Source organism: Virgibacillus sp. LDC1 (assembly GCF_025792345.1).
GTDB classification, from domain to species: domain Bacteria; phylum Bacillota; class Bacilli; order Paenibacillales; family Paenibacillaceae; genus Paenibacillus_AQ; species Paenibacillus_AQ lautus.
This window is the reverse complement of sequence record NZ_JAOXLZ010000001.1, coordinates 1,240,027-1,262,909: the sequence shown is the minus strand read 5'-3', so window position 1 is coordinate 1,262,909 and position 22,883 is coordinate 1,240,027. Positions and strand designations below refer to the sequence as shown.

Below are 22,883 nucleotides of genomic sequence, written 5' to 3'. Positions count from 1 at the left end.
TCTCACCCTGATGTAAATCCAGCTGCATCCTATCCATCATATCTGAAATAACCCACCTTGACATCGTTAAAAATCAACCATAAAAACAAATCGAGCAAGTCCATTACTGGACTGCTCGATTGGATCATTTACTGCATGTAACCGATTTCCCCATTGACAATCGTCATTCTGATCTTTGCCTTCAGTAGTTCATCCGGATCCATATCATCCTCCAAACAACGATCCACAACGGTAAAATCAGCATATTTCCCTAATTCAATCGTTCCCCGCTGCCCTGCTTCTCCCGCCGCCTTGGCGCCGCCAAGCGTAAACAATTCGATCGCTTCGGTTAAGCTCAGCTTCTCCTCCGGCATAAATCCATCGTGAGTCTCTTCCGGCTTCCGTCTCGTGATTGCAGCATGAATCCCGAGCAGTGGATTCAGCGGCTCGATAGGAGCATCGCTGCCGCCGGAACAAGGCAGCCCGGAGCGCAGCCACTTTTTCCATGCATACAAATAGCTTGTCCGATCAGGACCTACACGCTCCAGCACCCATGGGAAATCGCTGGCTATAAATCGGGGCTGCAGGTCAACGGCCAAATTCTGCTTACTCATTCGCTTAACCGTATCCGGGTGTACAATTTGGGCATGGATAAAGCGGTCCGGAAGTTTCGCTGCCTTCCTTAATGGTAAAAATTCAAGCACATCCGTCATCATCTCTGCCGCGCCGTCCCCAATCGCATGAAAAGCAACGGGAAAGCCCATTTTGCGCGCGCTGCCAACAATCTCCCTTAACTCCTCTGGAGTATGCATAGCCAGCCCCCGGGTATGAGGCGCATCATGGTAGGGTTCCTTCAGCAGTGCCGTTCTTCCGCCAACGGCCCCGTCCGCGAATAATTTAACGGCTCCGATACGGTCCCATTCGTTGCCGCTGCCTGCCTGGAGGCCAAGCTCCTTCATTTCATCAAGATAATCATGAAACATCAGCTGATGGGTACGGAAGTACAGTCCCTCCTCCCTCAGCTCTCTATGAATCCGCAACATGGCTTCAGCACTTCCCAGTAGACGGAGATCCTCCGTATGAGCTGCCGTAAGGCCTAAACGAAGCGCATCACGGCATGCCTCAAGCATCGCTAATTTCAGCCTGAAGGGTTCAGGCTCCGGCTGAACCCTGGCAAAAGGTATCGATGCATTCTCGTAGATGCAGCCGTTTAAACGCCCATCGGCATCCCGGCCGAAAGCGCCGGAATCCGGGTCTGGCGTATCCGCTGTAATACCCGCTCTTCGGAATGCTTCCGAATTACCGAGGAAAGCATGGAAACAGGTCCTTGTTAGATAGACCGGATGTTCCGTTGTCATGTCGTCGAGTTCCTGCATGTTCGGAATCCGCTGGTCTGGAAAGTTATGTTCATTCCAGTTCAACCCCATGATCCACTCGCCAGGCTGCGTAACCGCGACCCTCGCCCGCAGCATAGCCAGCATCTCTTCCTTCGAAGTCGCCTTGGTGAAGTCAAGCATGCCAAGCTTCAGTCCATGCATACCGAGATGCATATGCGCATCGACCAGGCCAGGTAATACACAGGCGCCATCCCAATCCACCGTTCGATAATGCCGATCCGCCAGCTGAAGGCGCAGCTCGGCTGAGCTTCCAATAGCACGAATGATTCCGTCTTCCACATATATAGAATCCGCCAATGAAGCAGCATGTGGTGAAAAAAGATTACCGTTCGTAAAAAGGATAGGTTGCACGTTTTTATTTCCTCCGAATTTTTCCCATTATTATACCAGACAGACATGCAGCTCGTCAGCCGGAGCAGCCCTAAGTCAACCTTCACCCAAACCAAACAAGCAGCCCCTCACGGAGCTGCTTGTACAAGTTTAGTTAATTTTGGTGAACAACCACTTCTGCGCATCCGTACCATTGTCCGTCCACTGTTGGACAGCAGCCCCATCTGCTGTGGAAGCACTGGCTACATCGACTGCCAGTCCGCTTACTTTGGACACAAGTTTGTAATACCCTCCGCCAACCTCAACGATCCTCCAACGCTGCGCATTCGATCCATTATCGTCCCATTGCTGCAGCTGAACGCCAGTGGAAGTGGACGAATTCGGTACATCGAGGACTTTTCCGCTATGCACGGCTGTGAGCTTGTAGTATCCGTCTCCGGTGCTTTCTACTCTGAACCTTTGATTATTGGCGACGTAGTTGGTCCACTGCTGTATCTTGGCTCCGCTTGCCGTGGAGACATCCACAACATCCATCACTTTCCCGCTCGCCTTGGAAGCAATCGTGTAAATCCCATCACTAATAACGTTCGATGCACCCGTGTCCTGATACACACGTACATAATCCACCAGCATCTGCGATGGGAACGGCGTGGAATTGTTCGGACTTCCCGGCCAATTTCCGCCTACTGCCAAATTCAGTAGTAAAAAGAACGGGCGCTGGAATTCCTCGGTATTGCCGGTTCCGTTCTCAATATAGAATTCATTGAACTGCTGACCGTCCACGAACCAACGGATATATTTGGAGTCCCACTCGATGCTATAGACATGGAACTGGGAGAAATCCAAATTGCCGGACACTCGTCCAAATTCGGCATGCCCTCCTGCATCCCAGTGCACGGTACCATTCACGTAAGGGTTATGGTTTACCCGTTCCATAATGTCAATTTCTCCGCTTTTCGGCCAGCCAACCGAGCTGATGTTGCTTCCGAGCATCCAAAACGCCGGCCAGAGGCCCTGACCCGATGGCAGCTTGATCCGAGCCTCCACTTTCCCGTAAGTAAAACTCTTCAAGTCTTGGGTTTTGATCCGGGCAGAAGTGTAATTCATGCCGCCATAGGATTCCTTCTGTGCCGTGATGACAAGATTTCCGCCAGTAACCTGCACATTCTGTGCCCGGTCGGTATAATATTGCAGCTCATTGTTTCCCCATCCACCGCTGCCGGTACCGATCTCCGGAGTCCAATTGGCTCTGTTGAGCGAGGTTCCATTGAACTCGTCACTCCATACCAAATTCCAGTTCGGTGCGGCATTGCTTTTGTTGACAGGCAATAGAACGACCAGAAGACTGAACAGTAGAACTACACATATTCCTTTTCTTAGCATCATGTTCCCTCCTAATTTTCATCGGATTTAGGCTTCATGGACACTTTGTGTATTTGCATAGCTGTTCATTGCGCGAACCGTCTACTGAAACTTCGAATCACCCCTCTTTCTGTTCTCTATTGTTTGCCGTACAACCAATCTATGATGGTAGATTCACTTGTTGTTCAAGAATATAACATATGAAATAATGCGCTTACATTTCCATTATAGAACCATTATATACCACGATCAACCTTAATTTATATTTTTTTACATTTAAAATCTGTAATTTATGCATCCCTATCCTATCAAAAAAAGCCGGCTGCAAGCATTTCCAAAATCGTAGATCCATTCAATTGACAGGTCCGACGGTTGGACATCAAAGTTCCATCTGACGGAACAAGAATAACCTGAACTCTCGCAGGGAGATTCAGGTTATTTGGGCCATATGATTTCATCCAGACTTATTCACGACATATCATGAGTTTGTTTCCATCGGGATCCTTCACGACGAACCAATGATTATGTTCAATCTCCGTCACGAGTTCCACTCCGAGCTTTTGCATGTATGCTAAAGATCCTTCCAGGTCCTCTGTCAGCAGCATGAACGCAGGAGTATCGATAGAGGGTGCTCCCCCCGGCTGATCTCCTCCCCATTTCGGCATGGTATCGAGGATCACTCCCGTTCCTTCCATCGGTAAAGGGCATAGATGACCATTCATAACCTGGCAATCATCTTCCACTATTCCGAGTACACGGCAGTACCAGCTGCGCGATCTTTCGATATCCCGAACCGGAATGAATATGCTGCCCACTTTGTTCTTAATCGGGCTAGCCAGAGCATGGTTGTGACGATCCTGCATTTGTTCGTTCATTGTTTTGCCTCCATGTATCATTTTTAACACGCGGGGTGTCATAAACGGACGATACCCTTCCGGCTGCACTCTTTCGATAGGCAATCGGCTCATGAACTCCCTCCATTCTTATGACTATGACATGATTTGAACAGGAACATAACACTTCACTTTGATGATCCCGTCATCCGCCTCTTCCTTAGGTAAGTAACTCGCGTACCAAGAGCGCGCTGGATCTGGCCTATACTCGGTTGACATATCGAGCCACCGATCCACTCTTTCAAGTACACCCGTCATTGTGCCATAAGCACCTGACTCCAGACAGGCATACCGTCCACCTTCCAGCTCAACTTGTAGATCTACTTCTTCACGGGAAGGAAGGAACTCCTTAGGAGGAGCGATATAAACCTCGTAGGTAGAGCTTTCGTCCAGCAGTCCACCGTCACAGTGCATGAACACGCGAATTCGCGAATCATCAATCAATCCATTTCGGCATAACCAGGAAATGGAATCTTCATCCGCTTGTTTCACGCAGTCTACACCCGTCCTTCGAAAACGCATCACCTTCAGCGAAGACAGCTCCACGATTTCGATACGCTTCACCAGCTTGCTTCGTTCCACCGGAAGATAAAGCTTCATGCGAACGATTTGATCCCGGTTCAGAACATATTCTTCAATGAATTCATGCTTTCCTTGCTCAAACACGCTGCGGGGCAGCCATTCGGAGAACAAACGGTTCCAGGTGTTTTGAATACTGTCTTCCGCCACCGATGGCGTTCGAGCCACCGCATATAGACCGCCGTTATGAGTTATGGAATATAGTTCGCGATGCTTTAAATTCTCGACCTGGTTCATCAGGTCAACAGCGAGCAGCTGATAACCGAATGGCTTGGTTTCATCTTCCATGTCCACGTTCCAACCGAAGAGCCTCAGCCCATTGAGGTCGACGCGGTGTGAAGACAATCGTTCGCGAAAATGATCGATCGCAGCAACTTCTATGCCATTCTCAAATTCGGAAACAAACAGATGGCCGATCCCTTGCTGAGAATTCAGACGGATAACCCTTACTTCAGGAAATCGTTCTGATAACTGCCGCTCTTCTAAATAGCATACATGTTCATTCAGATTCATCCGTTCGAAACTATAAACCAGCTGAGATCTCCGCTATTGTCCTGGTGTCAGTCCCGTGTGCCTCTTGAAGGTTTTAATGAATGTCGGGTAGGACTCAAATCCGCAGCGGTATCCGATATCGATTGTTGGCAAATCGGTATCCCGCAAGCAGATGGCGGCTTCGTTGATTCTGCGTTTACGTATGTACTCCTTAATGGGGTGTCCCGTCAGGCTATGAAACAATCGGTATAAATTGGGCAATGACATGGCCGCCACGCCGGCAATTTCCTCGAGTGTCAGCGATTCGGTAAGACGATGTTCGATGTAATCAATGGCGCGTTGAACGATTTCACTGCTCTGCATTTCAAATACTTTTGCCCCCTATCTATGTGGATTGGTCATGAGGTCATCATATCAAATTCCAAGCCGGAAGAACTGTACTTTTTTATCAAAAAATGAGAAGCGTTGCTATGACAACCGTTAGCGTAGCAAGTTTCCAAACCGGTCGCCGGTTCGAGGCTAACCCGTTAGTTAAGCACCGATTTCTAGGTTGAGCCGGAAATCCTTCAGCTAATCTCTTGTTATTCACAAGCCGATGTTTTATATTGACATAAGAGTAGGTCAAAAATAAAAGAGGTGAACGGACGAGGTGACTCCACGCACGAAGGAACAAAACGAAGAAATCCGGCTGCGGCGTCTGGTGCAAATCCGGAAAGCCGCTGCCGATGTGTTTTTGAATAAAGGGCCTTTACTGGAAATCCGCGATGTGGCCGTGCAGGCTGGACTCGGCTATGGCACGGTATACCATTATTACAGCAATAAGGGCGATTTGCTCCACGATCTGCTATGGGATGCGTTGGATCGGGCCGGGGAATGGCTGGAGGCCCCGCTGGAGGCAGCGATAGAAGCTCCGCTGGAGATCCCGCGAGCTTCGGCTTCGGGGGAGGCGCCGGCGGGCGGGCATTTCGGCTTGTCGGCTGCGGTAGACACCGGGAACCCGGCTGCCGCGGATTCCCGAGGCGGAAGCCGTGAAACGGCCGCTGCCGCAGAGCTTGCCCCCGTCGCCGCCGCCGGCGTCCGGCTGCTGCAGCTTTGGGCGGAGGACCACGCCCTGTACCTGCTGTTTAAGCTGGCCGGTGAGGGCTTTGCCTCGCTGCCTGAAGCGCGCTCGGTCCCGCTCTCGGCCGCCTTTCGCCGGGAGGTGCTCGCGCCGCTTGCCGCGCTGCTGGAAACCGGCCGTGCGGCGGACGGGGCTGCCGCTTCTGGCGGAAACGCGGCGGAGCCGCCGCTGCTACTGCGAGTGGAAATGCTGCTGGCCGCCTTGGTCGGCTGCGCCTCGCTTTCGCTCCGCCGCGGAAAGCTGCATGAGGAGGCCAGGGATATCGCCCGGTTTTTAAAATTATAGAATGGAGCGAATATACAAAGATGATCATTTTAAAATCACCTAGAGAAATCGAAGAGATGAAGCCGGCGAGCCAAATTGTTGCGGACTGCTACCGCGAGGTGACCAAACTGATCGAGCCTGGGATCACCACCCGGGAAATCAATGACTTTGTAGCCAGACACATCACCAAGCTGGGCGGCAAGCAGTTTACGAAAGGGTACAACGGTTTCCCCGCCGAAACCTGCACTTCGGTCAACGATGTGGTGGCCCACGGCATTCCTTCGAACCGGGCGCTGATGGATGGCGACTTGTTGAAGCTCGACATCGTCGTGGAATACGGCGGATGGTTCGGCGATTCGTGCTGGTGCTATGCGGTAGGCAATATCCGGCCGGAGGCGCAGAAAATCATGAAGGTGGCAAAGGAATGCTTGGATCTGGGGATCGCCCGGGCAATCCCCGGAGGCCGGCTCGGCGACATAACGTCGGCGATTCAACAGCATGCGGAAGCGAACGGGTTCTCGGTCGTACGCGATCTGCTAGCGCACGGGATCGGGCGGAGCCTGCACGAGGAGCCGAACTACGAGCATGTCGGCGTAGCCGGCAAAGGCATTCGGTTAAAGGAAGGCATGGTGTTTACGATTGAACCGATGATTAACGAAGGTACGTTCCGTATCACGATTGACGACGATCAGTGGACGGCGAGAACGGCCGACGGCAAGCTGTCGGCGCAATATGAGCATACGATCGCCATCACGCCGGACGGACCGCTGATTTTAACGGCCCAGTAGAATCGAGGCGAACCGACGGGAATGCGTCATTTTAGGAATAAGTCGCCAATCCGGCCTGCTAACCCTTCTTTACTTCGTTTTTCATTTGTCGAATGATCCTTAATGGGTTGCTTCCCAGTTCGTTGATTCCGTAGCAAAAAGGCATTCCGGGTGGGATGCCTTTTTGCTCCTCCATTCAAACTGCTTGTGAAGAAAGCTTGTGAGTAATGGCAGCAACAATTCCGGATTTGGCATATGGTCTTGACCCTATATCTTTTGGGAATACGCGGTATTTCTTCTGGATTGCTGCTTTCACAAACCATCCTTGTAACACGCATGGCCTTAACGAATGCCGGAACAAAAAAAGTGCTGGCATTCACGCCAACACTTCCACCCGGGATATTTTCTCTACATTCAACAATTTAGTTATAGCAATTTAACGTTCTCGATTTACCATGTAATTTAATAAATGCTTGAGAAACGCCGTATTGCGCGGCACCTCCTGGAGCGCCTCCATGGCAAGGCAATAATGCTCCCACATTTCCCGACTGGCGCCTTCCTGACCCAAAATGCTCACAAAGGTCGATGTGTTGTTCTCCACATCCTGCCCGCCGGGTTTCCCGAGCTGCTCCAAATCCCCCTGCACATCAAGCAAATCATCCTGGATCTGAAAGGCAATGCCCGCATGGTAAGCGAATTTCTTCAGTGTCGCAATTTCGGTCTCCTTCACCTGAGCAAGGATGGCTGGCATAACGAGAGATGCCTCGAACGCAATGCCCGTCTTGTAATAACAGACCGTATTCAACTCCTCCAAGGACAATGCCTTTCCTTTTGAATTCAAATCCATCGCCTGGCCCGCACACATGTCACCCGCTCGCTGGGACGAATATTGAATCAGGTTCAGCACTGTTTTCGGATCAAACCCTTCTAGGGACGATTGTTCCTCGATGGCCTTCTGAATCAGGAACAGGCCGGTGATTTCCGCCGTCGCGCTATCATGAACCCGATGCAACGTCGGTCGTCCTCGACGCGTAGAGGCGTTATCCTGGGACGGCAAATCATCGAAAATCAAGGAAGCGGTGTGCATGTATTCAAGCGATCTCAGCAGCGGCACGATGGCGGAAGCTTGCAGTCCGTATTCGTTCACGCCCATGACCCAAGTCAAGATGGGTCTTAGACGCTTGCCATCCCCTTCGAGCGTATAATTGGCGGCGTCAATGAGCGACTCTTTCATTGGTGGAATGCCAGGGGACTTCGCGATTTGCAAGCTGTTGTTGATCTCATTCCGAACGGTTTTGAAGGTATCGATAAAAAAATCCTTTTCCTTCCGCTCGTTTCGGAGTACCGAAATCATCTGGTCCCGCAGCAATTTATCGAAGAAATCCACCTGATCGGCTTTGCGAACCATTTGCTGGATAAGCCGATTAAACTCCGGGATTCCGGATGCAAAAACACCCATGATTTCATTATATTTTTCTGCCCCGACACGTGCTTTGCAGCGCTTCAGGCCATTAATGGCCCGGTCCAGCATCACCTCTCGCGTCTTGGCGTCCGAATGATACACGTCATGAATCAGATGAGAGATGACCGCCCAGTACAGTTCAAACGGATTGATAAGATCCGTACGCTGACCGCGATATTTTAAATAGTACGTGTACGGTGTTACCGCCCCGTCCTCCATATCCTGAAACATATCGGCAAAATCATCGGCCAACTGGTTGTAGATACCGTAGAAGAACGTCCGGTCCTCAAAGCCTTCGTCGGCCGATGCGCTGATGACGGAGCGGACGATCAATCGGGAGGACGATGATTTCAGGATGATCGGCAAATATAATTCCTCGTTGCTGTAATTGGGATTTGCGAGATCCTTAATGCGGTCAATGTGCTGAGATTGAAAAAACACATTAGACTGCTCGAAAAAAGCATGCTGCGTTTCCGGGCGTTGGTGCCCCTGAATATACTCAAATGCCTCCCGAAGCTCCGTATGAACGAAATGAACGAGATCCATGTTCTTACCGCTCCACTGACCAAGCTCTGGTACCGTTCCAGTGAGTAGCGCCTGACGTATCATCTGGGAGTACTGTTCCTTCTCTTGAGCGTTCAAGACGCCTGAATCGAGCAGATCGTCTATAAAAGGATAGGTCAACCCGTAAGAATAACCCAATCGGATGGCATCATCAAGGCGAGCCGAACGCTCTGCTGGCGGAGTCTCAGCCCCCATATCTTCAATGACATGCAGGACAACGCCAACAATAATTTTGATCAATTTGCGCTGGGCTTGCTCCGCATCCATCTCCTCCGGAATATGGGTCGCCACATGCTTCAGTTTGTTAATGACCCAAATCACGGCATTTTCTATGCCTTCCTTCTGGGCCCAGCGGTACAGCCCGGCCAAACTCATATAATCCGGCGTGTCCCCTCCATTCGCACTGGTGGAGCGAAGGAGAAGTTTTTTGGTATCGGCAACAACGCGCCGAATTCTGGCCTTCGTGTCAGACGAGTCCAGAGCCATACCCAGATCTCTCATATAAATATAGGAAATGCTTCGATCCAAGTAATCTTCCAATCCACCGGTATAATGGAGCCATCCGATATATCTATGATAATCCCGGGTATCCGGTTTCTTTTTACTCGGCGATAAAAAAGACAGCCATGAAGGACGATGAATATGCTTCCTTTTCCACATTAGAATGTCTTCTGTCAGGATCGGCACATAACTCTTTTCCTTGACCTGTACATAAAGTGATGCAAAATACTGAGCTGCCTTCTGCTCAGCCCGCCGATATCCCGTATCGGCATAATCTGTATACGCCACATTCATATGATGGAATCCCTCAACTTCTTTAAGTGTTTAACATGTACCCATGTTTATAACCTATATACGTAGAAGTTTCAATCGGGTTACATTTCAGTTTCAGCGTTGAAACGAATCGATAGCCTGTATCCAGATGTCCATAGCCTCCGTCACTTCGATCAACTGCTCTTCTGGGGTTAAGGAAGCTTCATTGTCTCCCTTCTGGAAACCGTAAGAACCGAATTGTCCGTGATTGCCGCCCGCAATATCCACGTATGTCGTATCGTCCGGCAGATTCTCTCTTGCAGCTTCCCATTTTGTTCGATCAAGAACACCATCCTGCGTACCGGTCATCTGAAGCGCGGACATTTTCAATGCGTTTAGCTTGCCTCCATCATCCGCATATGAGGCCATAAAATATACACCGTCAATAACATCCGCATGTTCAGATGCATATCTGGCAGCAAAAACCCCGCCTAAGGAATGCCCACCAATGACATAACGGTTGCCGGGATGCTCCGATATAAACGCATCCGCCTTATTCTGTCCGAACACGGCGAGATTCAAAGGCATGGATGCAACATACACACGGTGCCCCTTCTCAGCCATTCTCTTGGCAAAAGGCGCATAACTTTCGGGCTCCACCAAACCACCCGGATAAAATATAATGTCAGGCTGGATAACCTCCCTGCCCGCTGGCTCGAAACGATAACCGTCTTTAAGTTGTTCGATGGTTATTTTGGTATCATGTTGAAACACCGCTTGCGCTTCATCCAGCGGTTCATAGGTGAGGGAGTCCAGCAGGACCCCAGCCGCTATAATCACCATGACTAAAATGCATAGGGTCCATATGCAGAATCTGCGCCACCTCTTGCTCTTCGGTCTATGGTTTGGCCTCATTTCCATCACGTTCCCTTCCATCTAGGTATGTCAACCACTTAATTATACCGCAGGGTTAATTAAATGCCTATGAATCCGTTCAGAGATATTCTTATCTTCATTAAAACAAAAGAAGACTGCCGATTGGATCAGCAGCCTCGATAACCCGTGTATTATGAACCTGATCGTACAAACCGGAACCAGCCAAAATCAAACTGGCTTCCCGGCAGGAAGATGAACGTCACCTTCTGTTTGCCAGTCACATGCTCCAGATCGAATACTCGCTCTTCGTATCCATCAGACTGCGTAAATTCAACAAGCTGATTGCTTTCCCCTTCCGAATGGGCAAACCGGATATGAATCGTGTTCTTATCTATGGCTGAACGGCCGTATACCGCCAGTTTCGATGTACCTGCTTCTGAAAAATCCATAGAGTCAAACTCAAGGGAAACATTATTTCCTATACCTTCAACAACCTTGTCATCCATAATCTTAAAAGTATCTCCATAGATCCGATCGCTATCTGCGGCAAAATTCTGCTCGAACGCTCGATTCCCCGCTTGAAAATAAAACCCTTTGATATGCACCTTCTGACGAAGGACAAAGCATATTGACGTGATGCCGCGCAGCTTCTTGGACAACCGGTAGGTTTCTTCCTGATACACGTTCCACTTGGACTCTTTCTGATACATACAATCGGCCAGCAAAGAGCTGCCCTCCTCACCGGGCATGCCTTCCCAGATTTGCAGCGAGTACGCTTCGCTTGATAGTGCAAATATCGGAATGGTTATCGTATCGGAACCATGGGGACCAAAATCGATGTCCCGAAACCCGACTTGCGTCTCGCCGTCTCTGCTCGTAGCTACGCCTCTTTCGTTCCCGTTTCCAACCTCACCTTGACTGTAGTCATACAGTCCTGCAGAAATGAAGGAGTATGGGTCTTTGTACGCTGCACCCAAACCGTCGACTTGAAATTCAAGCTGAGAAATAAGCTTGGTTTTATCCGTCCCGTTCCGACTCGTACACCTCAAACGAAACTCACCGTCGCCAAGAGCAGTCACGATGGCTTTATGCCCATCGGCTTCCACACTGGCGATGTTGGATTCGATGCCGGCATCATTCACGACAGCCCATTCGACCTCTTGATATGAGGTTTTTGGCGGATGTAAAATGGCATGCACCACCATTTGCCGATTGGACGGATGAAAGGTTTGACCTCCTTCGCTGATCAGTTCCATCTTGCGAAGCGGAAGCTCCAGCATACTCCCCGTCAGGCACGGCCCCTCTTCGTTATTCATGCTTGCCGATATGCCCTTCCTCACTTCATCCCGTGCAGGGACGGATGTCAAATGTAGAACTCGGCTCTCCATACCAATCGAAGACACTTCGATTCGGATTTGGCCTGGCTCCAATGTTGCTCCGATGATCGCCATCAGTTTACCGCTGAACAACCTTCTGCTCCGGCCTTTGTACGGATCATAATCCGTGCTGTCCCCATTATCGAGTCCAAGCAATCGCCCGGCACCCGTGACATGGACCTCCACCCGGTTATTCGCGTTCTCGACGGCATGGCCGTCCTTATCTTCCATCGCGATTTCAACAAAGATAAGGTCTGTTCCGTCGGCAGTTAATTCTTCTTTATCCGGGCGCAAAACAATTCGCTTGGCATCACCAAATGAGGATCGTATATCCGTAGCCACGATACGGCCTGCTTCGTCATAAGCGATCGCTTTCAATTCGCCTTTCACGTAAGGAATCTTCCACCAACCCACCAGCTCTCTTCCGTGTGCATGGTCAATATCATGCTTACCCATGGTTTCCCCATTAAGCTGCAGTTCGACGCTGGGCGCATTGGAACAAATGCGAACATCGATCCATTGACCATCGTTGAAATCCCAATATGGCAGCAGATGCACCATAGGTTTCACTTGGTAATCCGTCCAGGCCGCTTGATAGATATAATAAGAATCCTTCTTAAAGGTGGCCGTATCCACCTGTCCGAAATAAGAGTTTTTGGTATGATACGGCGTAGGCTCTCCAATATAATCGAATCCGGTCCATATAAACTGTCCCAGCGAGAAAGGCATATCCCGCTCAGCCAGTATGCAGGCCTCCGCCGATTTGGCCCCCCAACTTGTCGAGCTGTTTCCAAGGGAGGAACACTGCTCGTCATCATCGGCCAGAATGGATTTTTCAAACGGAAAATGATAAATGCCTCTGCTTTGTACAACCGACGCGGTCTCGCTGCCATAGATGATCCAATCCGGATGTTCCCGGTGATGCTTCTCGTAATATTTCTCGGCATAGTTATAACCTGCCACCTTTACGATGTCGGCACATTGTTGAGCGTTCTCCCAAGGCATATAATTGGACCCGATGGTAACGCTTGCATTTTGCTTGGGATCGTATCGTCGGACCTCTGCCATCAGCATTCTTGTTATATCCTGCCCCCTCTCATCCGCATGGGTATCATATATTTCATTACCGATACTCCACATCATGAGGGACGGATGGTTCCGGTCCCGCTTGACCCAGCTCTTCACATCGCGCCGAACCCAATCCGGGAAGAACCTTGCATAATCATAAGAGGTTTTCGGTCGTTCCCACATATCAAAGGCTTCCGATACGATCAGCAGTCCCATCTCATCCGCAAGATCCATCAATTCCTTTGCAGGCATATTGTGAGCGGTGCGGATCGCGTTAGCTCCCATGTCTTTCAAAATGGCCAATCTTCTGGCTAGGGCGGTTTTGTTGAAGGCTGCTCCCAAGGCTCCGAGATCATGATGCTCGCAAACGCCGTTCAATTTCAGTTTACTGCCGTTCAAGAGGAAGCCCTGATTGGGATCAAGCTGAATGTGGCGGAATCCCACGTTGTGCGATACCGATTCTACCATTTCATCGTGCGAGTCTGCCGGTCGATCTGTTCCAGTCACCTTCATTTCGGTAACCAACTGATACAAATGAGGCTCATCCGGGCTCCAGAGCAATGGACGCTCTACGGCTAAAGTTTGCGTATTCGTTATGCTGCCAGTGCGGATTGCGTTGACGCGATCTGACACCTCTGCGATCCTCTGACCATCCTTCATGATCACGTGGCTGATAAGCACATCATTTACGATGTTCACTTCCGTGTCGACTTCGACCAACCATCCGTTTTCCTGATATTTTGTCGATATGTAAATACCGTCCGTTGCGATATGGTTCGCTACCCTTGTCTTTAACCACACATTACGATAGATGCCCGCACCCGAATACCAACGGCTGTTCGGACTTTGATGCACCACCTTCACAACGATGACATTCTCCCCTTCTACCAGGACATCCGTTATTTCGTGTTCAAAGGAGGAATAGCCATACTTCCATTCACCCACGTAATGACCATTGACATAGACCGAAGAATCCATATACACGCCGTCAAAACACAGCAGAACCTGACCGCCTTCGTTATTCCACGACCATAGCTTCCGATACCAGCCTATGCTGTTTTCATATAAATTCTCCGTGTTATAAATAAGCCAATCATGGGGAATATCCACGGGTTTGAATTTTAGATTCGCCGAATCCGTAAGGTCAAGACTGCTTTTTGCAAATGTCCATCCATCATTAAATAATGTTTTTTTGTTCATGGGTGGTATCACCTTCTTCATTTATTTAATCATTCCATGTTGGCAGCATATTGAAGCCTGTCTATCCTACTATATCAGGATGCTTGATCATTTGATCCCGCTTTTACAAAAGTACTAAAGTTTTCAAAGGATATTCTTTAATTGCCATATTTCTTTTCTGCCCATACAAAAAAGGAGCCCTTTGGCGGCAGCATGCCTCAGAGCTCCTTTACTTGTTATGATGGATATATGAAAAAGAGATCAAGAAAACTTGATCTCCTCGAATAGCGCCGAGTGTTAGTGCAAGTACCCTGTCTCCACTTCGTCCAAGACTTTTCTTGCTTGTTCAATCCACATATCATCCACCGATGCGTCAGGGTCGATCGGAGCCTGGAATTGATCAAAGAGAGCTCCCATTAAACGAGGTACCGCATGCTTGTCGGTTCCCGTATTGTATATATGTCTGAACACGAATGGACGGCCAAGCTTTATCGTAGCATGACAACCGCCGCATTCGCCGTCCAAGCTGCCTTTGGTGACCAGAAAAGGGATCCGAAGCCACACCATCCGCTCCTGGTCCAACCGCCGGTCCAGATAGCCATGCTTGTAATCCCAATTGCCGGCTAACGTAAAATCATGTTTACATAGATAGGTATCAATATTCACAAAACGGTCTTCAATATTCTCCAATCTCGATTCCAAATTAATCATGTGCGCCCGCCTTATCTTTTTAGTCCTAGCATGGGCTTGAATTCCAAGCAATATACGGATCTCATTTTAAGATTTCAACATGACAAATCGTTTCCATATATGCGGAGTCTCGCGGTCCAAATCTGACGAGCCGCTCCTCTCCCTTAAATTACTAGTCGCTATGATGTAAGCTTTCAAATCTCCTCCATAACCCATAAATTTAATGAAGTTTTTTATTAAAATAGTGACACTAGGCCATATCGAAGTCAAAAACACAACTTTTTTCCTAAGCAGTTAGCCTTAATCTTGTTCAAATTCATATAATTTAGTTCATTTAGTTAAACATTTCCAAATATAGAGTAGTTCCTTTTAAACCGATCATTCGTTCGATGTAATCCTTGCTCCCTGTCCCGTGAGAACAAGGGCTCATCTTTTTTTGAGGTATCAATGCTATAATAACCCCGTTTACTAAATAGAGAATACGTGGAGTTCTCGCAGAGAAACGGAGGAAAAACATGAAAGTAAAAAGTTACCCGATGCTTGCCGGCCTCTTGGCTGTCATGCTTCTGGTGGGGCTTCATACCCCGGCTTATGGAGAAAATGCTACAAAAAAAGCAACTTGGATCTGGCAGACGAATCTGATTCAGGATGGCGGCGAAGAAGTGCTTCGTTTTTCCAGAGAAGAGGGAATTAATCTAATCTACTTACAGATTGATCGTCAACTGCCGTCCGAAATTTACGAGGCATTTATACAGCGTGCGCATGAGAATCAAATCGCGGTGCATGCTTTAGGAGGAGATCCAAGATGGGCCCTCACCGAACATCGGGAGGATATGCTCGGACTCGCTGATTGGGTGATCAACTATAACGGCAAGGTTTCGGCTGGTGCCAGATTTGACGGAATCCATCTTGATATAGAGCCGTACGTGCTTCCCCACTGGGAGGATGAGAAGGACAAGATCATCAGCACCTGGGAACAAAATCTTAAGGTATTCCTGAATCAAGTATCCGGGAACGACCTGGAGCTCGGAATCGACATCCCCTTCTGGTTTGATCCATACACCTTGGGTAGTGGAACCAGTCTGAATGAATGGCTGATCGGTACATTTGATCATGTTACCGTGATGGCCTACCGGAACGAGGTAGAATCCGAGCATGGGATTCTGGACCTGACGCGAGATGAGCTTGAGCTTGCCAACAGGCTTGGTAAGCAGATTCTTATTGGGGTTAATACGAAGGAAATGCCGGGTGAGTCTCACACCAGCTTTTATGGACATGGTAAGGAAAGAATGAACGAGAAATTGGAGCATCTGTCCAGTGCGCTCAGTTCATATGCATCCTTTGCCGGAATCGCTATCCACGATATTCGCAACTGGCAAAACATGTCTGATGATGAGAGCGTACCGCCAGACGATAAGGAACCTACTTCCCCATCACCGGTCCCCGATCCGGATCCTGAACCGGGAGAAGGCGGTCGCGTGCCCGATGCGGATCCGGTTACACGGGACCCTATCGTAAGAGGCACCTATATATGGGAAGCCCATGAGGTGATTCAAAACAGTCAGGAAATACTTGATTTTGCGAAAGAGAAAAACTTGAACTGGCTGTATGTAAGGCTGGACCTGGAGCAGCCTTACAGTTCGTACTCATCGTTTGTTAAACAAGCGGCTGCAGCCGGAATTGAGGTTCATGCCATGGGTGGCCATCCGATATGGGCACTTGAGGAGAACCGGCCCAGAATGCTGCGATTGGTCAATTACGTGAAGAACTACAACCGCGCAGTGGAAGGCAATGAGCGTTTTCATGGCATTCATCTGGACATTGAACCTTATGTGCTGCCTGCATGGAGGGAAAATTCGCAGCAGGTTATTTCCGAATGGACCGCGAATCTGGATGTCTTTGTTACGGAATTGAAAAAAGATTCCAACCTGGAAGCAAGCATGGATATGGCCGTGTGGCTGGACAAATATAAAGTTACCGGCCAAGATATGTCGCTCAGCAAGTGGATGATCAACCGCATGGACCATGTTTCTCTCATGGCCTTCCGGGATACAGCGGAAGGATCGAACGGGATTGTCGGGGTCGCTAAGGAAGAGATTGCATTTGCCGATGAGCTGGGCAAGCCGATCAAGATTTCTGTAGAGATCAAAGCCAGCCATGAAGGCAATCATATTTCCTTCTATGAAGAAGGAGCAGGTTACATGGAGGAAGAGCTTGCCAAGCTGCCTGATTTATTGAAGGATTCACCTTCCTTTACCGGTAGCGTGGTGCATGCTTATGCTTATTGGAAGAATGCTAAACCGTGAATACCGTAAGTTGAGGTGAGAATAACCCCGCTGCTCTATTTGAGCAGCGGGGTTATTCTATATGTTCCCGCAGACTCGTCCCCTTTTGTCCATTTCCAGAATCCTACCTTCATCCCCTTCAAGTTTAAAAGACTACCTGTCGCATGCACGACCCTACAATCGCGGAATATCGCGCGATCAAGGCAAATCCATTAGAGCAATGCCAGTCCTCGATACATATAAATAGAGTATATCTATCTACTAATTATGAATGGTAGGTATCTTTACAAAAAATGAATAAGTGACGGCGAGGAGTGATATTCGTGATCGTGCTCATTGTTATTTTGTTAGCAGGCTGGGGACTTTACTCTCTACTAACGCCTCCTAAACAGATTCCAATTGAATCTATTAAGGATGAGGCTGCAAGAGAGCAAGTTGCTTTTATTAGTGTCGTGATCCCCGACAATAAGGATACGTAACCATTGCAAACGATCAATGATAGAAGGGAGTGAGACACTCCATGCTCAGTCCAGCAGTGATCACACTAACCATTGCAGCCTTTATAATCGCCATGGTTCTAATCATATGGCGTCCGAATGGATTAAATGAAGCCATACCGGCTTCCGTTGGTGCTGCAATCGTTGTATTAAGTGGGAGCGTATCGTTGCCGGACCTCCTAACGATCGGGTCAACCTTAAGCAGCGCTGCCATTACGATTATAGCCACCATTGTCATGGCCATCATACTCGAGAGTTTCGGGTTTTTCAATTGGGCTGCCGAGGGCTTGGCGGCCAGAGCAAGAGGGTCGGGAATTCGGCTGTTCTGGTATGTCAATTTATTATGTTTTCTAATGACGCTATTCTTTAACAATGATGGAAGCATACTCATTACAACGCCGATCCTCCTTATTCTACTCAAGCGACTCGGACTCAAAAACCATGAAAAAATCCCTTATCTACTCTCAGGCGCACTCATAGCCACTGCATCAAGCGCACCTATAGGCGTCAGCAATATCGTAAATTTAATCGCTTTAGAAATTGTGGACATGGATCTTTACATGCACACCATGATGATGTTCGTTCCGGCGACCCTCGGGCTTTTGCTGCTCGTATTTCTGTTATTCCTTTGCTTTAAACATCAGCTGCCGCGTAGGCTTCATGTGAAGAAACATTTGGGCGAAGGTAAACATCCGCTAAGCAGTTCCCTGAAATCTCCAGCAGATGTTCACAAACGCAATTTGTTTATGCGTAATGTTCTCCTGTTTGTTTTTACTGTTCGAATTGCTTTATTCGTTGCTTCCTATCTAGGAATACCTATCGAAATTGTTGCCATCCTAGGCTCAACCATTCTATTGTCCTGGAGATGGGCCGTTCTGAAAATCCCCCCAAACGATTTATTGAAAAAAACACCCTGGCATATTCTTGTCTTTGCCTTCGCGATGTATGTGCTCATCTATGGACTTCATAACATCGGTTTAACGCAGCTTTTGATCCAATTCTTCGAACCTATCGTTGCAACAGATCTACTAAACGCCAGCTTGTTAATGGGTGGCCTTCTCTCTTTATTATCGATCCTCTTTAACAATCACCCTGCCCTGATGGTAGGCACCATCACGCTAACCAATATGAACCTTGATCCGCTAACTCTCAAGATTGCTTACCTCGCAAGTGTAATCGGCAGTGATATTGGAGCGCTGCTTCTCCCGATGGGTACTCTCGCTTCCCTTATATGGATTCATATTCTGAAACAGCACCATGTCAAAATCAAATGGAAGGATTATATCAAGGTCACGATATTGACCATCCCTCCTACCCTTATATTTACGCTGGTGATTCTGGCCTTTTGGGTTCAATGGCTATACTGATGCTGATGCGGCAACTCGAGGAGAGCATTGAAAATGATGTGGCGCGCCGTTCATCGTTCTTTAAGAACGATGAAGAATACGCACATCATTCATTGCTCTCTCTTTTACGTCCAATTCGTTCCGCTGACTATGTACATATCATGATTTCGAACGAATATCAGCATTCCATGTGTGTTCGTACAGACCTTTCCACCACTCTATGAATAATGTGTTACTAGAAAGGAGTTGGTAGAATATGAAGCAGCCTCCCATCGTTATCAGCATACTTGGGAGTTCCGGCGGAGTGGCTAAAGCAATCCTCTCGCTTTTGGAGAAAAGCCTTGGCGATATCCATGACCCCATTCATATCTTTATGAAGCACAGCAAGATTCATCTGATCGACCTGAAGCAGGAAGAAGCGGCACATTATCGAACATTCATGCCGAATTTGCTCAAGCATGCGACACTGCACCAATTCGATTTGAACCATTTGGAACAGTTTCGCCAGCATTTGCGCTCGACCGGCACCACGCATGTAATCGATGTATCATGGGCGGATACGGTCGATATGCTTACATGCTGCCAAGAAACCGGCGTACACTATATAAATACCGCGCTTGAAAATCCGAAAGTGGATGAGAATGAGAGTCTTGCAGGATATACGCTCTTGGAAAGGTACCGAATTTTCCAGGAAGGCCGAAATCAACCCACACGATCTGCCGCCATCATCGGCACCGGTATGAATCCGGGTGTCGTCCAGTGGATGGCCATCAAGTTAATGAACGAAACACCTGGCGAGAAACCGCTGGCCTGTTATATCGTTGAACATGACACTTCACTATACAAAGACCCTTCCCTTGTTAAAGAGCGCACGATTTACTCCACTTGGTCGCCAGAATGTTTTCTCGATGAAGCCATTCTCAACTATCCAATGTTTATGAAGCATCGGTTTCCGTTCACCATGCATCTTCCGGTATACGAGCTTGAATTCAAGGTCACGTTGGGAAAGAAACAATTCTATGGATCATTAATGCCTCATGAGGAAGTATTGACCCTCGGCAAACTCTTCGATATGGAGACAGGTTTTATCTACCGCGTAAGCGACCATACCATTCATTTAATCCGTTCCCAGCTTGAAGATATTGACGAAATATGGGAATGGGATCAGCAGGTGCTTGATCCGGTGAATGGTGAAGTCGGAGGAGAAGATTTAGTGGGGGTTCTGCTTGTTTATCCAGACAAAGAGCGGTATATGTATAATGTTCTGAGCAGCGATGACATTTTCCCTCAATATCATATCAACGCCACCTATTTTCAGGTCGCCTGCGGCCTATATGGCGCATTATGCACACTCCTCAAAGATGAAATTGCAAATGGGGTTTATTTCGTGGATGAATTACTCCTTCAGACCGAAAGTCGATACGGTGACTATCTGTCCTATTATATGAAAGATTTTGTGAGCGGCGAGAATCCGAGCACGGATGGACAACTGCTCGATCGCATGAAACGATACCCTCCTCCCTCTTAAGGAGAGCTTCATTGATTAAATAATGACTTCATTAATATGAGTACCGACTCATATGGCATTTCTCAGAGCTTGTTAAATAGCAACCCCACCGCCAGATGAACTGTCAGTGGGAAGTCTGAAACTTTCTAAAAATTTAGCGTATCAGCTTTAGGGCAGATGGATCGATTTAATGTGATCCATATGCAGGTAAATGTCGTCTCCGCCGGCGAGAACCAATTGAATGATTTTATCATTGACGGATTTCAGCAATCCTTTTTTGTGGGGATGTTCGCCGAGATCGAATATGACGAGCTGCCCCTCAAGCTTTTTTAATTGCTGGTCCAAGGTGCGGGACAGTGCAACACCGGAAGGCTGTACTGGAAAATGTTCTTGGCTGAGACTGTAAGGGGTCATGTTGGGCGGATACGGTATCAGATATTTGACGTGGTTAACCGGAATATAAACCGCCTGATGCATCGGTGAGTGATACACAAAGAAATCGTTCATAATGCCCGTCACATAACCATGCAATGAATGTGAGCCTCCCAAGTATATTTCCGTAAAAACGCCCCTGGAATTCATCAACATTTTGCGATATGAAATATTGGTGAGATCAATCTTAGAATCAGGACCGCTATCCATTGCAGGGTTTTCCCATTCTTCATATAAACGTAAATGCTGTAAATGATGGATTGGAGTATATATATATTTTGAATTGGAATATAACACCAGAACGTCGCTTCCCATATCAATGAATTCTCCATGAAGCAGCGTCTTGCAGCCCGAAAGCTCCAACTCAACACGTTTGCCTATCATTGAACGTAATGGTTCCATCTCTTCCCTCCTTACAAAAAAACTTCGCTGCGTAACGGATGGCTTCCACATCATATAACTAGATCTTAAGCATTACGAATCACCATCACCTAACGCCTGCGCCTGCATATATTGTTGATATCGAACGACAACGTGCATGCTTATAACTGCAATAGTCGAACTGGATAAACATTCCCCTGAAGGAAGCATTGGATGCCTTCGGCAGCCAATGCTCATTCAGAGGCAAGACATGAATAATGCACGCACAATGATATCGGTAAGGGGCTGAATCGGGGGAATATTCATGCAACTCACCTTATAAAAGAGGAGAACGCAATGATTCATGTGAGGTGTTTCGCTGCGGAGGACTAACATTGGTTACGTTTAAATTCCTATTGCTTCCTATATAAAATGAGTGAGCAGAAGATGGCTGGAATTGGATGTTATTACACCGTTTGTAATGGAACGATAAGTTACTCGCCGCCATTTCTCCGTTTTCCGCTGCGATTCCGGTTGCCGGAGCGGTTATTGGAACGGTTGCCGCTGCGATTGCGCTTGCCGGAACGGTTCCTGGATTGGTTGCCGCCTGTCCAATTCATCCAGTCTCCGCCAGTCTGGTTGCCTCTCGTTTGGTTACCTCTTGTTTGGTTACCTCTTGTTTGGTTACCGCCTGTACGGTTTCCTCCTGATTGGTTGCCCCCCGTACGGTTTCCTCCTTGGTTGCCTCCCGATTGGTTACTGCCTGAGCGGTTGCCTTGCGATTGAGATTGGTTGGATTGGTTGCCTTGAGAGTTGCTATTTTGATTCTGATTTTGATTTTGATTGCCGCCGGATTGGTTATTCCCTCCGCCACGAACAACCGTGATCGATTTAATATGGCTAACAGGGATGTGAACGACCTCTTGACCTTTTACGGTTAAGATCAGATAGTTCTGGTTCACGTCAACGATGATACCCTCCAGTTTTTCTGGTCCGCCGCGATTAATTTTAACAAGGCGATACCGAAGGGCTTGCATGACTCCTACGAAGTTGTATGCCGTGATCGGATTTACGATGCTTTCTCTCGCTCCACCGGATTTACCTGTATCCGTAATGCTCTTGACATGATCGTCTTTAACATAAACGAAACCGCCATCAGCAACTGCAACCAGGTAGTCTGACTGAGCATCGAGCAGAAGACCTTCGATTGAATCCGGTCCGCCGCGGTTGATCTTCACGTTTCTTCCTACCAAATTCCCGAAACCAAACCTGTTATAAGCCATGTTCATGCTCCTTTCGAGGATT

Annotated in this window: 17 protein-coding genes; 6 read left to right on the top strand and 11 right to left on the bottom strand. The window is 48.2% G+C overall.

What is annotated here, in order from left to right; genetic code table 11:
• Positions 1-128: 128 nt before the first annotated feature.
• The 5 genes from OHJ21_RS05905 to OHJ21_RS05885 form a co-directional block, all read right to left on the bottom strand.
• The gene (locus tag OHJ21_RS05905; RefSeq protein ID WP_486019508.1) at positions 129-1,727 is read right to left on the bottom strand and encodes an amidohydrolase; all 1,599 of its coding nucleotides are present in this window, start codon (positions 1,725-1,727) and stop codon (positions 129-131) included.
• A gap of 129 nt (positions 1,728-1,856) precedes the next feature.
• The gene (locus tag OHJ21_RS05900) at positions 1,857-3,092 is read right to left on the bottom strand and encodes an RICIN domain-containing protein (RefSeq protein WP_394056363.1); all 1,236 of its coding nucleotides are present in this window, start codon (positions 3,090-3,092) and stop codon (positions 1,857-1,859) included.
• Between the two features lie 440 nt (positions 3,093-3,532).
• Positions 3,533-3,943, bottom strand: a complete 411-nt coding sequence (locus OHJ21_RS05895; RefSeq protein WP_394057440.1) for a VOC family protein — start codon at positions 3,941-3,943, stop codon at positions 3,533-3,535.
• A gap of 114 nt (positions 3,944-4,057) precedes the next feature.
• Entirely contained in the window at positions 4,058-5,053 is a 996-nt protein-coding gene (locus OHJ21_RS05890; protein ID WP_394056365.1) for a GyrI-like domain-containing protein, read from the bottom strand.
• 33 nt (positions 5,054-5,086) lie between these two features.
• Complete coding sequence (locus OHJ21_RS05885; protein ID WP_394056367.1) at positions 5,087-5,395, bottom strand: helix-turn-helix domain-containing protein; 309 nt, start codon at positions 5,393-5,395, stop codon at positions 5,087-5,089.
• A 286-nt stretch (positions 5,396-5,681) separates the two neighbouring features.
• Between OHJ21_RS05885 and OHJ21_RS05880 the strand changes: the two genes are divergently transcribed.
• Together OHJ21_RS05880 and map are read left to right on the top strand one after the other, a co-directional pair.
• Positions 5,682-6,437 (top strand): TetR/AcrR family transcriptional regulator, encoded by a 756-nt coding sequence (locus tag OHJ21_RS05880; protein ID WP_486019507.1) that lies wholly within the window; start codon positions 5,682-5,684, stop codon positions 6,435-6,437.
• A gap of 20 nt (positions 6,438-6,457) precedes the next feature.
• On the top strand, positions 6,458-7,204 hold the full coding sequence (map, locus tag OHJ21_RS05875) for a type I methionyl aminopeptidase (protein WP_394056370.1): 747 nt from the start codon (positions 6,458-6,460) through the stop codon (positions 7,202-7,204).
• Between the two features lie 415 nt (positions 7,205-7,619).
• Here the strand turns inward: map and OHJ21_RS05870 are convergent, their stop codons facing one another.
• The 4 genes from OHJ21_RS05870 to OHJ21_RS05855 form a co-directional block, all read right to left on the bottom strand.
• On the bottom strand, positions 7,620-10,004 hold the full coding sequence (locus OHJ21_RS05870; protein WP_394056372.1) for a polyprenyl synthetase family protein: 2,385 nt from the start codon (positions 10,002-10,004) through the stop codon (positions 7,620-7,622).
• A 93-nt stretch (positions 10,005-10,097) separates the two neighbouring features.
• Positions 10,098-10,805: an alpha/beta hydrolase gene (locus OHJ21_RS05865; protein WP_394056374.1), complete on the bottom strand. Its 708-nt coding sequence runs from the start codon at positions 10,803-10,805 to the stop codon at positions 10,098-10,100.
• A 224-nt stretch (positions 10,806-11,029) separates the two neighbouring features.
• Positions 11,030-14,482, bottom strand: a complete 3,453-nt coding sequence (locus OHJ21_RS05860) for a glycoside hydrolase family 2 TIM barrel-domain containing protein (protein ID WP_486019506.1) — start codon at positions 14,480-14,482, stop codon at positions 11,030-11,032.
• Positions 14,483-14,758: 276 nt separating this feature from the next.
• Positions 14,759-15,172, bottom strand: coding sequence for a YugN-like family protein (locus OHJ21_RS05855; RefSeq protein ID WP_100536768.1), 414 nt, complete (start codon positions 15,170-15,172; stop codon positions 14,759-14,761).
• Between the two features lie 494 nt (positions 15,173-15,666).
• On the opposite strand from OHJ21_RS05855, the gene OHJ21_RS05850 reads away from it, so the two are divergent.
• The 4 genes from OHJ21_RS05850 (at position 15,667) to OHJ21_RS05835 (ending at position 20,807) form a co-directional block, all read left to right on the top strand.
• Complete coding sequence (locus tag OHJ21_RS05850) at positions 15,667-17,457, top strand: hypothetical protein (RefSeq protein WP_486019505.1); 1,791 nt, start codon at positions 15,667-15,669, stop codon at positions 17,455-17,457.
• 302 nt (positions 17,458-17,759) lie between these two features.
• On the top strand, positions 17,760-17,915 hold the full coding sequence (locus tag OHJ21_RS05845; protein ID WP_165789620.1) for a hypothetical protein: 156 nt from the start codon (positions 17,760-17,762) through the stop codon (positions 17,913-17,915).
• Positions 17,916-17,956: 41 nt separating this feature from the next.
• Positions 17,957-19,300 (top strand): ArsB/NhaD family transporter, encoded by a 1,344-nt coding sequence (locus OHJ21_RS05840; protein ID WP_486019504.1) that lies wholly within the window; start codon positions 17,957-17,959, stop codon positions 19,298-19,300.
• A gap of 235 nt (positions 19,301-19,535) precedes the next feature.
• Positions 19,536-20,807, top strand: coding sequence for a saccharopine dehydrogenase NADP-binding domain-containing protein (locus OHJ21_RS05835; protein WP_486019503.1), 1,272 nt, complete (start codon positions 19,536-19,538; stop codon positions 20,805-20,807).
• A 147-nt stretch (positions 20,808-20,954) separates the two neighbouring features.
• Here OHJ21_RS05835 and OHJ21_RS05830 read toward each other — a convergent pair whose 3' ends face one another.
• Together OHJ21_RS05830 and OHJ21_RS05825 are read right to left on the bottom strand one after the other, a co-directional pair.
• A complete protein-coding gene (locus tag OHJ21_RS05830; RefSeq protein WP_100536764.1) occupies positions 20,955-21,620 on the bottom strand; it encodes a DUF2642 domain-containing protein in 666 nt (221 codons plus the stop codon).
• Positions 21,621-22,072: 452 nt separating this feature from the next.
• Positions 22,073-22,861 (bottom strand): DUF6897 domain-containing protein, encoded by a 789-nt coding sequence (locus OHJ21_RS05825; protein ID WP_486019502.1) that lies wholly within the window; start codon positions 22,859-22,861, stop codon positions 22,073-22,075.
• Positions 22,862-22,883: the final 22 nt, after the last annotated feature.